Below are 12,484 nucleotides of genomic sequence, written 5' to 3'. Positions count from 1 at the left end.
GATACCGGCTCGTAAGCGGCCCGATACGCGGTGGGGGCGCGCACCGGGCCGCAGCTGTCAGACGGCCTGCGCGAACCCTAACGAGGCATCCGCCAAAGCACTGAAGCGCGACGGAATCTCGCGTCCCTTGGCCGACATGGATTGCGCCCACAGACGCCCGGCGCGGTAGGACGAACGCACGAGCGGACCGGCCAGCACACCGAGGAATCCGATGGCCTCGGCTTCGGCCTTCAGCTCGACGAACTCCTCCGGCCTCACCCACCGCGCGACAGGCAAGTGGCGGGGACTCGGGCGCAGGTACTGCGTGATGGTCAGGATGTCCGTGCCGGCGTCGTGCAGATGACGCAGCGCCTCGCTCACCTCGCCTCGCTCCTCACCCATACCGAGGATGAGGTTGGACTTGGTGATCATCCCGGCTTCGCGCCCCTGCGTGATCACGTCGAGCGATCGCTGATAGCTGAATGCCGGACGGATGCGCTTGAAGAGGCGGGGAACCGTCTCGACGTTGTGCGCGAACACCTCGGGCTCTGCGTCGAATACGCGCCGCAAGTGCTCGGGACGACCGGAGAAGTCGGGAACGAGAATCTCGACGCCGGTGCCCGGTGCTTGGGCGTGGATCTGCCTGATGGTCTCCGCGTAAAGCCACGACCCCTCATCGACGAGATCGTCTCTGGCCACACCGGTGACGGTTGCGTAGCGCAGCCCCATCCGAGCAACGCTTTCTCCGACCCTGCGCGGTTCGTCTGCGTCGAAGGCCGCAGGCTTGCCGGTGTCGATCTGGCAGAAATCGCATCTGCGCGTGCATTGGCTGCCGCCGATGAGGAACGTCGCCTCGCGGTCCTCCCAGCACTCGTAGATGTTCGGGCAGCCGGCCTCCTGGCACACGGTGTGCAGGTCTTCGGCCTTGACGAGGTTCTGCAGTTGCGTGAATTCCGGACCCATCTTGGCGCGGGTCTTGATCCACTCCGGCTTGCGTTCGATCGGGGTCTGGGCGTTGCGTGTCTCGAGGCGCAGCATCCTGCGCCCTTCCGGAGCCGCGCTCATGCGGCCACACCGATCACTGAGTCGAAATGCCTCTGCACCACGGGAGCGGCGTCCTGCGGGGTCACGACTCTGCCGAGCTCGCGCGAGATGGTGGTGACTCCGGCATCCCTGATGCCGCACGCGACGATGCGCTCGTAGGGCGCGAGGTCGTTCGAGCAGTTCAGAGCGAAGCCGTGCATGGTCACACCAGAGGCGACGCGGATGCCGATGGCCGCGATCTTGGCATCCGGACCGTCAGTCGACACCCAGACTCCGCTGCGACCGTCGACGCGATGTCCGTCCACCCCGAGCTCGGCGAGTACGTCGATCAGCATGCCTTCGAGGCGGCGTACGTAACCGACCACGTCGATCGGCTCGGCAAGGTGGAGGATCGGATACCCCACGAGCTGGCCAGGGCCGTGCCACGTGATCTTGCCGCCGCGGTCGACGTCGATCACCGGCGTTCCGTCGCTCGGACGTTCATCGGGTTCCGTGCGCTTGCCCGCCGTGAAGACGGACTCGTGCTCGAGGAGAAGGACAGTGTCAGGCGCCCGCCCGTCGACCACAGCGGAGTGCAGAGCACGCTGCTGTTCGAGGGCGTCGAGATACGGCACGGAGTTGGCGCTTAGCCCCGTGACGACGTAGTCGATCACATCGTGCAGTCTACGGGTTCCTCTCCTCCCCATTGCGCGGTCGGGTCGGGTGCCGAACAATCCGGATGTTCAGGTCCCTTCAGATTCTCGGACCGACGACGATGGCCTGCATGACCGCACGACCCACCGCTGCAACTGTCGGCTCAGCGTCTCCCACGGAGCCGACGCCGACCGTGTGGCAGAGCCTCGGCGGCTACCGCTTGCTGCGCACGATAGGTGCGGGGAGCCGCAGCGTCGTCTACCTTGCGTCCGAGCCGGCCGGCGAGGTCGCGGTGAAGGCGATGGACGCGTCGGTCGATGACGAATCGTTCGTCGACGAGGCGGGCTGTCTGGCATCCGTCGCGTCGCAGCATGTCGTACGACTGCTCGACGTGAGCGTCGTTCCCGATCGTCCGCGCTGCCTGCTTCTCGAGCGGCTTCCCGGCCCGAGCCTCGCCACCCTTCTGCGCGAGCGGCCGACCGTTGAAGTCGGGGAAGCCGTGACGCTGGCAGTGTCGGTCCTTCGCGGGGTGCGCGCCGTGCACGCCGCCGGGTGGACGCACGGCGCACTTTCGCTCGCCAAGGTCAGGCTCGACGCGAGCGGACGACCGGTGCTCCTCGGCTTCGGCGCTGCCGTCCGTTCGACCGCCGCGGGCGTACAGAGCGACTGGATCGGTGCAGCGGATGCCGTGGACGCGATTTTCGACAGGATCGATCTCGCCGACCCGCAGCGCGTTGCACGATGTCGCGAAGCGGTCCGCTCGATCGCGTCAGCGGCGGGTGACGAAGTGTCGGCTATCGGCACGGCACAACGCGAGCTTTTCGCACTCTCACCCGCAGCACCGATATCCATGGCCCACAACTCGGCTGTCGTGCCGGGGGAGCACCGCGCCGGCCTTCATCCCGTCGCGAAAGGTGGGGAACCCGAAGCGCATGAGCACCTCCGGGACTCTCGGCAGAGCGTCGGGCTGCTGGCGCTTGCCGCCTTATCGCTCATGGAGAACGGCGTCACTGCAACCGTCACGACGCGCGTGCGGACCTTCGCCCGGTCCAGGAGACGTCCTTTGATGCTCGCTGGCGGCGCCGCGGTGGTCATCACACTCGGTGCGCTGCTGCTGCTCCCGCCGGCAGGTTCGGCCGGCCACGCCGCCACGAAGGCTCTGCCCGCCCAACAGACCGAGTCTCCGCTCGCGACGCCGGCGCCGACTACCGGAGCGACCAAGACCATGAGTACTTCGGGAGCCGGCGACCGCACTGACTCCACCACAAGCGGCTCTCCGAAAGATGACGCCCGCGAGGCCGAACAAGATCCCGTGAAGGCCGCAGTCGGGTTGCTCGCGCTCCGAAGCGAATACCTGGCCAGTGCAGACGCCGACGGCCTCGCCGATATCGAACAGGCCGGCTCGCCGATCCTCGCGGCGGACACCGCGCTCGTGTCGGCAGGACGGCGATCCATTCCCGCGCCGTCGGCGTCGCAGCTCTCTCTGGCCGAGGCTCTCGGCGACGCCGCGGTGATCGCCGTGGCTCCGGGCACCGGAGACACGACGAAGCCGGCGTCGGCTCTGCTGATCAGAACCGACGCCGGCTGGCGTCTACGTGCGCTGTTCGAGAACTGAGCGCCCTGGTGTTTCTCGGCGGCTCAGATGCCCAGGTCGGACTCGAAGGCGGCCTCCTCGAGGCGGTTCTTCACGGCGACGAGGAAGCGTGCGGCATCCGCACCGTCCACGATGCGGTGATCGTACGACAGCGCCAGGTACACGGTAGAGCGAACGGCGATGGCATCGCCATCGTCGGTCTTCACGACAACGGGCTTCTTCGTGACGATGCCCGTTCCGAGGATCGCAACCTGCGGCAGGAACACCAGAGGGGTGTCGAACAAAGCGCCACGCGAACCCGTGTTCGTGACCGTGAAGGTGCCGCCGGCGAGCTCGTCGGGCTTCAGCTTGTTGTCGCGGGTGCGCTGCGCGAGGTCCGCGATCTGCTGCGACAGCTGGGCGATGTTCAACGAGCTGGCATCGCGAACGACCGGCGTGAGCAGGCCCCGCTCGGTGTCGACCGCGATCGAGATGTTCTCGTGGTCGGGGTAGACGATGTTCTCGCCGTCGACCGTCGCGTTGATCACCGGATACGCCTTGAGCGCCTCAGCGGCTGCCAGTGTGAAGAAAGGTAGGAACGAGAGCTTCGTTCCTGTGGCCTTCTCGAATCCGGTCTTCGCTCGAGTACGCAGCGCGGCGACCTTCGTCACATCGACTTCGACGACCGTCGTGAGCTGTGCGGAGTTCTGCATCGACACGACAGCTCGATCTGCAACGACCTTGCGAAGGCGCGACATCGGCTGAACGGTTCCCCGCAGCGGCGAAGTCTCGAGTTTCGTGCTCGCAGGTGCTGCCGCGGCGGCGGGTGCCTCCGCAACACCGGCACCTGCGGTGAGCACGTCCTCCTTGCGGATGCGACCGCCGACGCCCGTGCCGGTGACCGTGGTCAGATCGACGCCCTGCTCGTTCGCCAGCTTGCGGACGATCGGGGTCACGTATCCGGTACCGGCGTGCGAACCGGATGCTGCCGGCTGCGAAGCAACCGGCGTCGGCTCTGCAGGAGCGGCCGGTGCGGGAGCGGGGGCCGGAGCAGGTGCGACGACTGGAGCCGCCGGAGCCGGGACCGCAGGCGCGGCGGGCGCCTGGACGGGTTCCGCGGGAGTCTCTGCGACCGGCGCCGGCTGCTGCTCGGGCTCTGGCGATGCCGTGGGAGCTGGGGCGACCGCGATCGCAGCCTCCGCCACCGGAGCAGGCGCAGCGGGCGCAGGCTCTGCGGGCGCGGCTTCTGCTGGTGCAGCCTCCGGTTCAGCGGGAGCAGCTTCTGCCGGAGCTGGCGCTGGTGCGGCATCCTGAGCGCCCGAACCGTCACCGATGGTGACAAGGGCGGTGCCCACCTCGACTGTCTCGTCTTCCTGAACGAGGATCTGCTCGACGACGCCAGCGATCGGCGACGGGATTTCGGTGTCGACCTTGTCGGTCGACACCTCGAGCAGAGGCTCGTCGACCTCGACGCGATCGCCAACGTTCTTCAGCCAGCGGGTTACCGTGCCTTCCGTGACACTCTCGCCGAGTGCCGGGAGGCTGACGGATTCGCTCATGACCATGTCTCCTTCAAGAATGTGATTCGTTACGAAAGCTTATTGCAGCAGCCTGTTTCCACCCGCTGATCAGAGCGTGTGGAGCGGCTTGCCTGCCAAATAGAGGAACGCCTCGCCGAGCGACTCGTTCTGGGTGGGGTGCGCGTGGATGAACGGCGCGATGTCCTCGGGATACGCCTCCCAGTTCACGGCGAGCTGCGCTTCGCCGATGAGCTCACCGACCCGGTCGCCGATCATGTGGACACCGACGATCGGCCCGTCGTTGACGCGAACGACCTTCACCGACCCGGTGGTTCCGAGGATCTCGCTCTTGCCGTTGCCGGCGAGGCTGTAGTCGTAAGCCGTCACGTTCTCGCCGCCATACTGCGCCTCGGCGTTCGCCTGGCTGAGACCGATCGAAGCGACCTCCGGCTCGCAGTACGTGACCTTCGGGATGTTCACGTCATCGACGACGATCGGGTTCAAGCCCGCGATCTCCTCGGCGACGAAGATGCCCTGCTGGAAGCCGCGGTGCGCAAGCTGAAGGCCGGGCACGATGTCGCCAACCGCATACAGACCGGGAACGCCGGTCTCCAGCCGCTCATTCGTGATCACGAAACCGCGGTCGATCGTGACGCCTGCCTCTTCGTAGCCCAGCCCGGTCGTGACCGGACCGCGTCCGACAGCGACGAGCAGAAGCTCGGCCTCGACCGTGTCACCGTTCTCGAGCGTCACGACGACACCATCGTCGTTCTGGGCTACGTTCTGAAACCGCACACCGAGGCGGAAGTCGATGTTGCGGCGCCGGAAGGCACGCTCCAGGGACTTGCTGATCGACTCGTCCTCGTTGGGAACGAGGTGCGGGAGCGCCTCGATGATCGTGACCTCGGCGCCGAAGGACTTCCAGACGCTGGCGAACTCGACGCCGATCACGCCGCCGCCGAGCACGGCGACCTTCTTCGGAACGAAGTCGAGTTCGAGAGCCTGCTCGCTCGTGATCACCCGTCCGCCGATCTCGAGGCCCGGAAGAGACCGCGAGTAGGAGCCGGTGGCAAGGATCACGTTCTTGCCCACGTAGTCGTCGTCACCGACGCGCACTGTGATGGAGGAGACGAGGCGGCCCTCTCCCTCGACGGTGGTGATGCCACGGGCCTTCACGAGGCCCTGGAGCCCCTTGTACTTCTTCGCAACGACACCCTCGCGGTACGCGGTGACGGCCGCGATGTCGATGCCTTCGAACGTGGAGTTGATGCCGAACTTCGCCGACTCACGCGACGAATCGGCCACCTCGGCCGAGTGCAGCAGCGCTTTGGTGGGGATGCAACCGCGGTGCAGGCACGTGCCTCCGACCTTGTCCTTCTCGATCAATGCGACGGAGAAGCCGAGTTCGCTTGCGCGCAATGCCGCCGCGTAACCTCCGCTGCCCCCGCCGAGAACTACAATGTCGAAGTTCTGCTCAGACACCCATTCACTCCTAGGTCGGGATGCGGGACGTCACCGCCTTGAGGAGCGTGTGTTTTCGCTGCAGGCGGCCGTCGATCGGCAGGCGATTCCTGCCCATACGACCTTACTACCGCGCCCGGAAGCCCTCGGCCACACGGATGAGAGTGCGCACCAACACGCCCGTCGCGCCCTTTGCCGCATACCCGTAGGGAGCACCGTTGTTCTGGGCGGAGCCCGCGATGTCGAGATGCGCCCACGGAATCGTCTTCGCCGCCGGCTCGTCGGATGTCTTTCCGACGAACTCGCGCAGGAACACGCCGGCCAGAAGCATCCCGCCCGCTGTATTGCCGGGGTTCGCATTCGCGATGTCGGCGACCTCTGTTTTCAGGGAGGCACGCAGTTCAGCTGGAAGGGGCATCGGCCAGAGGAGCTCACCGGAGTGTTCGGCGGCATCCCTCACGCTGCCGACCAGCGTGTCGTCTCCCATCACGGCCGAGTACCGGGTGCCGAAGGCGACCACTTCGGCGCCGGTGAGCGTTGCGATGTCGATGATGGCGTCGGGACGCTCCTCGCCGGCTGCCCGAAGACCGTCGGCGAGCACGAGGCGCCCCTCGGCATCCGTGTTGAGCACTTCAACAGTGGTTCCACCGCGGATCGTGAGCACATCGTTCGGGCGGATGGCCGATCCGGAGGGCATGTTCTCCGCGACGCAGAGCCAGCCGGTGACGTGCACGGGCAGTGCAAGTCGCGCTGCTGCAACGACCACAGCGAGCACGGATGCCGCTCCCGCCATGTCGTATTTCATGCCCACCATGGGCACTGGGGGCTTCAATGAGAGCCCACCTGAGTCGAACGTGATGCCCTTGCCGACCAGGGCGATGTGCCCGGCCGAGCCCGTCGGTGCGTAGTCCACGCGCACCAGCCGCGGCGGTCGTGTCGACCCGCTGCCGACACCGAGGATGCCGCCGAAGCCGTCAGCGGCAAGTTCTCGTTCGTCCCAGATCTTGACGTCGATCGGAAGGCCCGCGACGGCGTCGAGCGCCGACTGCGCCAGATCGGCTGGGGATTGCTGGGACGGGGGAGTGTTCGCCAGGTCCCTGCTGAGGGTGACGGCCTCGGTGACGACCGATGCGCGCTCGCTGAGCGCACCCGGATCGTTCGGCGATCCGACGACGATCACTTCGGGAACCGGTGACGAGTCATCCCCACGGTGCGGACGTCCACTGAAGGAATAGGCACCGAGGGCGGCGCCCTCGAGCAGAGCGGTGAGCTCCCCGTCGTCCGCAGCACCGGCATCGAGGATCAGCCGCGCGTCACCCGCCGCGGCCCGCGACGCGGAACCGGCTGCAGCCCGCAAGGAAGGCGCGCTGCGCACCCCGCCGACCCCCGCAAGGATGACCGGCGAGTCGTCGAGCACGCCACCAGGGAGCCGCACGACCTGATCCGCGGCACCGGTGACCTTCAGCTCCGCCAGCAGCCCCTGGTCGACGTCGCGACCGAGCACGACGGGGCCGTCTGAGCTCGAAACGACGAACAGCCCGAGTCTGTCGCCGGCTGCTGCTGACGGACGGGTGGGCGCGAGAGAGAGTGAAGGAACGGGCATGGCAAGAATCGTAAGGGCACTCGGGGTGTTCGCTGTGGGCATGTCTCGCCCTCCAGGGCGGTCGGGGCGCCCTGGCTAGCATTGAATGCATGCAGGATCCGCGTGGCCTTTACGACGTCCGGACGGCACTGGAGACGGTGCCCACCGGGCTCTATCTGGTCGCGGGACTGACCGGTTTCGCGGATGCCGGCAACGCCGTCTCACAGCTCAGCACCTATCTGGTCGACAGGCTCGATGCCGAAGAGATAGCGCGATTCGACGCGGATGCCCTGCTCGACTACCGGGCACGGCGTCCTGTCATCACGTTCGATCAGGACCACCTCACCGACTACCGTCCCGCACAATTGAGCCTCTACCTGATGCGTGATGAAGTCGGCCAGCAGTTCCTCCTGCTGACCGGTTACGAGCCGGACTTCCAATGGGAGCGCTTCAGCACGGCAGTCCTCGACCTCGTCTCCTTGCTGAAGGTGCGGTCGACGATCTGGGTGCACGCGATCCCGATGCCCGTGCCGCACACCCGCCCGATCGGTGTCACAGTGAGCGGCAATCGCGAGGGACTCGCCGAGTCGATGTCCGTCTGGCGTCCCACGACCCAAGCGCCCGCGACCGCGATGCACCTGATCGAGTACCGACTGCAAGAGGTCGGCGCTTCCACGGTGGGCTTTGTGCTGCTCGTACCGCACTACCTCGGCGACACCGAGTATCCGGCAGCGGCCGTCGCGGCGATCGAGAACATCAGTTCGGTGACGGGGCTGATCTTCCCCACCGACAAGCTGCGCGAGGAGGATCGCGAGTTCATCGCGAACATCGACGAGCAGGTGTCGAACAACCCGGAGCTGGAGCGACTCGTCGGTGCGCTCGAGCAGCGTCACGACACCTACATGCAGGACAGCCCGTTGAAATCCCCGCTGACACATCAGGACGGCGGGCTCCCATCTGCGGATGAGATCGCTGCCGAGCTCGAGAACTTCCTCGCCTATCGCCGTAAGGGCGACGAGGATGCCCCTGGGCTCTGACGCCATCTCGTGCTGACGCACGTTCTCCCCGCGTAGCGTAGAGGGGTGAATTCGGTACGTTCGTGGTGGGTTTTCGCCGCGGGCGTTTTCGGATATCTCATCGCTGTCATGCAGCGCACCACCATCGGGGTCGCCGGAGTGTCGGCGACGGAACGATTCCACTCGAACGCGTCGTTGATGTCCACTCTCGCCGTGCTGCAGCTCGTGGTCTACGCAGGGATGCAGATTCCGGTCGGAGTGCTGATCGACAGGGTCGGCCCGCGGGTGCTCATGCTCACGGGCACAGCCCTCATGGTGGCCGGTCAACTGCTCGTCGCGTTCTCCGATGTGATCGGTGTCGCGGTGGGTGGTCGCGTGCTGGTCGGGGCGGGCGACGCGATGATCTTCATCTGCCTCATCCGCCTCGTGAACTCGTGGTTCAGCGGCAGGATCGTTCCGCAACTGTCGCAATGGGTCGGAAACATCGGCCAGTTGGGGCAGGTGCTCTCTGCCGTGCCGTTCGCCTTCCTGCTTCACGAATCGGGTTGGACGGTGGCGTTCGCGTCGGCGGCGGGAGTAGCACTGGTGTCTTTCGTGGCGATCTTGGCGATCGTGCACAACAGCCCCGTGGATGCGGAGGGGGAGCACCGTTCGGTCTCGTGGGCCCAATCGCTGCACCAACTCGGAGTCAGCATCGCCCGCCCAGGCACTCAGCTCGGCTTCTGGTCGCACTTCGTCACCCAGTCGTCCGGCACGGTGTTCGCCATGATGTGGGGGTTCCCGTTCATGGTGTACGCGCTCGGATACCCGGCCGGAGACGCGTCGTGGATGCTCACCATCATCGTCGGCGCCGCGCTCGTCGTCGGGCCCGTGCTGGGCATCCTGACCGCGCGGTTCCCGCTGCGGCGGAGCAATATCGTGCTCACCATCGTCGCTGCGATGGGAGTCGTGTGGGCGGTGTTGCTGCTCTGGCCCGGCACACCACCGGTCTGGCTCGTCGTGCTGCTGCTGGTCGTTGTGGGAGCCGGCGGGCCGGGATCGCTCATCGGGTTCGACTTCGCTCGCACGACGAATCCGCTGCATTCCCTCGGCTCCGCGAATGGATTCGTGAACGTGGGCGGCTTCGCCGCGAGCTTCGTCATGATCTATCTGATCGGGGTTCTGCTGGACTGGCGAAGCCACCTGGAGTCGACCGCCCTCTACACGATCGACGGATTCCGTATCGCCTTCGCGGTGCAGTACATCGTCGTGGGCATCGGAGTCGTTTTCCTTCTCGCGGCACGTCGTCGCACTCGCAAGCGCCTTCTCGACGATGAGGGAATAGAAGTGGGTCCATTGTGGGTTGCACTTGTTGCGCGGTGGAACCGAGGTCGCCAGTGAGTGACGTTGCTAGGCGGCGATGCGCGATCGGTGCCCAGACCGTGCAATAATCAATGATTGGACCCGTTCACCTCCGGACTGTACGGCGTACTCGCTTGGCCTCAAGGCCGATCGAGAGCGTGGTGCGAAGCGCCCGGACTTGACATGGGTCCTCATAGTGTCCGCAAGCGACCCGAACCCTCGTCATCCACACCGTTGCGCGTGTAGATGGAGGAGGGCTGGAAGGTGAACTCCATGGCAACCAAAGCGGCTGTAGCCCCCAGCATCGTAGAGGAGCCCACGACGACAGTGGTGAAGAAGACCACGGCGTCACGTAGCAGCGCGTCGAAGGCGACAGCTGCCAAGCCTGCGGCGAAGCCTGCCGCGAAGACGGCTTCCAAGGCGCCGGCGAAGACCACGACGAGGGCCACCGGCAAGGCTTCGCCTGCCAAGGCAGCAGCGAAGGCATCGCCCTCGAAGTCCGGCGACGACGAGGCCGACGAGGCCGAACTCGACGAGACCCAGGTTGCGGAAGAGTCCGCTGACGCCACCGACGAGGCGAAGACGACTTCCGACGGCGATTCCGACGACACGGAAGGTGACGCCGCCAAGGCCGAAGTGCTTCCGACCGGAGCGATCGTCTTGCGTGCTGTCGACGAGGACGACGACATCCCCGTCTACTCGGCGCAGATCACGGGTGCGACCGCCGACCCTGTCAAGGATTACCTGAAGCAGATCGGAAAGGTCGCGCTTCTGAACGCGGCCGAAGAGGTCGAACTGGCGATGCGCATCGAGGCCGGGCTGTTCGCCGAAGAGAAGCTCGGCGTGATGACCGACCAGGAGAAGCGTTCGCAGCTGGGCCGCGACCTCGGTTGGGTGGCCCGTGACGGGCAGCGGGCGAAGAGCCACCTGCTCGGCGCCAACCTGCGTCTCGTGGTCTCACTGGCCAAGCGCTACACCGGACGTGGAATGCAGTTCCTCGACCTGATCCAGGAGGGCAACCTCGGCCTGATCCGTGCCGTCGAGAAGTTCGACTACACGAAGGGCTTCAAGTTCTCCACCTATGCGACGTGGTGGATCCGTCAGGCCATCACACGTGCCATGGCCGACCAGGCACGCACCATCCGCATCCCGGTGCACATGGTCGAGGTCATCAACAAGCTCGCACGCGTTCAGCGTCAGATGCTGCAGGATCTCGGCCGCGAGCCCACGCCAGAGGAGCTCTCGAAGGAGCTCGATATGACCCCTGAGAAGGTCGTCGAGGTGCAGAAGTACGGCCGGGAGCCGATTTCGCTGCACACTCCGCTGGGCGAAGATGGCGACAGCGAATTCGGTGACCTCATCGAGGACACCGAGGCCGTGGTGCCGGCGGATGCCGTTGGATTCACGATGTTGCAGAAGCAGCTCGAGAGCCTGCTCGACTCGCTCTCCGAGCGCGAAGCCGGCGTGATCCGCATGCGCTTCGGACTCGGCGACGGGATGCCGAAGACGCTCGACCAGATCGGTGACACGTTCGGGGTGACGCGCGAGCGCATCCGTCAGATCGAGTCGAAGACGATGGCCAAGCTCCGTCACCCGTCCCGTTCGCAGTCGCTGCGGGACTACCTTGAGTAGAGCGGCAGAGCCGAGCGCCAACGCCGGCAAAGAGCTGTCGATCGCCGTCGACGGCGTCGAATATCACCGCATTCCGATCAAGACGCCACTGGTCGTTCGAGGCGACGACCTCGTCGCAGTCGTGACTGCGGCCGCGAAGCCCGAGCTACGGCCTGGCGACGTTTTGTTCGTGACCGAGAAGATCGTCGGAATCACCCAGGGACGTTCGTACCCGATCGAAGACATCGAACCGCGCAAGCTGGCGGTGACGTTGTCCGGGTACGTGCAGAAGACTCCGCACGGCATCGGACTCGGCATGCCGGAGACGATGGAGATGGCGTTGCGCGAGTGTGGAACCGTCCGGATCCTGTTCGCAGCAGCCGTCGCCGCGGTCACGAAGAAGCTGGGCCGGAAGGGCGACTTCTACCGCATCGCCGGTCCGAAGGCGCGCGGCATCGACGGACCGACGGAGGGCACGATCCCGCCGTACGACTCGCAGGTGGTCCTGGCGCCGGCGCAACCGAAGAAGGTGGCGGCACAACTCAGCGCAGCGCTTGGTGGTGTCGACGTGGCCATCGTGGACATCAACGACCTCGGCGGTAACATCCTCGGCTCGACGCTCGGCTCGAAGCGGGATACCGCCCTTGTGCGCATCTTGCAGGACAACCCGCTGGGACAGGGCACGCAGAGCACACCGATGGGTATCGTCCGGGTCAGCTGACGA

At 66.0% G+C, this 12,484-nt stretch carries 10 protein-coding genes; 5 read left to right on the top strand and 5 right to left on the bottom strand.

The window, feature by feature from the left end; all coding sequences use genetic code 11:
- Positions 1–57 precede the first annotated feature (57 nt).
- Together lipA and lipB are read right to left on the bottom strand one after the other, a co-directional pair.
- Entirely contained in the window at positions 58–1,044 is a 987-nt protein-coding gene (lipA, locus tag MJ603_RS07800) for a lipoyl synthase (RefSeq protein WP_243063121.1), read from the bottom strand.
- Positions 1,041–1,676, bottom strand: a complete 636-nt coding sequence (gene lipB / locus MJ603_RS07795) for a lipoyl(octanoyl) transferase LipB (RefSeq protein WP_243063120.1) — start codon at positions 1,674–1,676, stop codon at positions 1,041–1,043. Before lipB ends, lipA begins: the two co-directional genes overlap by 4 nt.
- A gap of 110 nt (positions 1,677–1,786) precedes the next feature.
- Between lipB and MJ603_RS07790 the strand changes: the two genes are divergently transcribed.
- The gene (locus tag MJ603_RS07790; protein ID WP_243063119.1) at positions 1,787–3,271 is read left to right on the top strand and encodes a protein kinase; all 1,485 of its coding nucleotides are present in this window, start codon (positions 1,787–1,789) and stop codon (positions 3,269–3,271) included.
- Positions 3,272–3,294: 23 nt separating this feature from the next.
- Here MJ603_RS07790 and sucB read toward each other — a convergent pair whose 3' ends face one another.
- From sucB to MJ603_RS07775, 3 genes are all read right to left on the bottom strand, one after another.
- Positions 3,295–4,788 (bottom strand): 2-oxoglutarate dehydrogenase, E2 component, dihydrolipoamide succinyltransferase, encoded by a 1,494-nt coding sequence (gene sucB / locus MJ603_RS07785; protein WP_243063118.1) that lies wholly within the window; start codon positions 4,786–4,788, stop codon positions 3,295–3,297.
- Positions 4,789–4,857: 69 nt separating this feature from the next.
- A complete protein-coding gene (gene lpdA / locus MJ603_RS07780) occupies positions 4,858–6,231 on the bottom strand; it encodes a dihydrolipoyl dehydrogenase (protein WP_243063117.1) in 1,374 nt (457 codons plus the stop codon).
- Positions 6,232–6,337: 106 nt separating this feature from the next.
- Entirely contained in the window at positions 6,338–7,813 is a 1,476-nt protein-coding gene (locus MJ603_RS07775; protein ID WP_243063116.1) for a leucyl aminopeptidase, read from the bottom strand.
- A gap of 89 nt (positions 7,814–7,902) precedes the next feature.
- On the opposite strand from MJ603_RS07775, the gene MJ603_RS07770 reads away from it, so the two are divergent.
- The 4 genes from MJ603_RS07770 (at position 7,903) to MJ603_RS07755 (ending at position 12,481) form a co-directional block, all read left to right on the top strand.
- A complete protein-coding gene (locus MJ603_RS07770) occupies positions 7,903–8,829 on the top strand; it encodes a proteasome assembly chaperone family protein (RefSeq protein WP_243063115.1) in 927 nt (308 codons plus the stop codon).
- A gap of 45 nt (positions 8,830–8,874) precedes the next feature.
- Positions 8,875–10,188, top strand: coding sequence for a nitrate/nitrite transporter (locus MJ603_RS07765; protein ID WP_243063114.1), 1,314 nt, complete (start codon positions 8,875–8,877; stop codon positions 10,186–10,188).
- Positions 10,189–10,422: 234 nt separating this feature from the next.
- On the top strand, positions 10,423–11,781 hold the full coding sequence (locus MJ603_RS07760) for an RNA polymerase sigma factor (protein ID WP_243063113.1): 1,359 nt from the start codon (positions 10,423–10,425) through the stop codon (positions 11,779–11,781).
- Positions 11,774–12,481, top strand: a complete 708-nt coding sequence (locus tag MJ603_RS07755) for a coenzyme F420-0:L-glutamate ligase (RefSeq protein WP_243063112.1) — start codon at positions 11,774–11,776, stop codon at positions 12,479–12,481. The genes MJ603_RS07760 and MJ603_RS07755 overlap by 8 nt, the downstream gene beginning before the upstream one ends.
- The last annotated feature ends 3 nt before the right edge of the window (positions 12,482–12,484 follow it).

The sequence above is a fragment of the Humibacter sp. RRB41 genome, assembly GCF_022761015.1.
Taxonomy (GTDB): Bacteria; Actinomycetota; Actinomycetes; order Actinomycetales; family Microbacteriaceae; genus Humibacter.
This window is presented reverse-complemented; position numbering and strand designations above follow the sequence as displayed.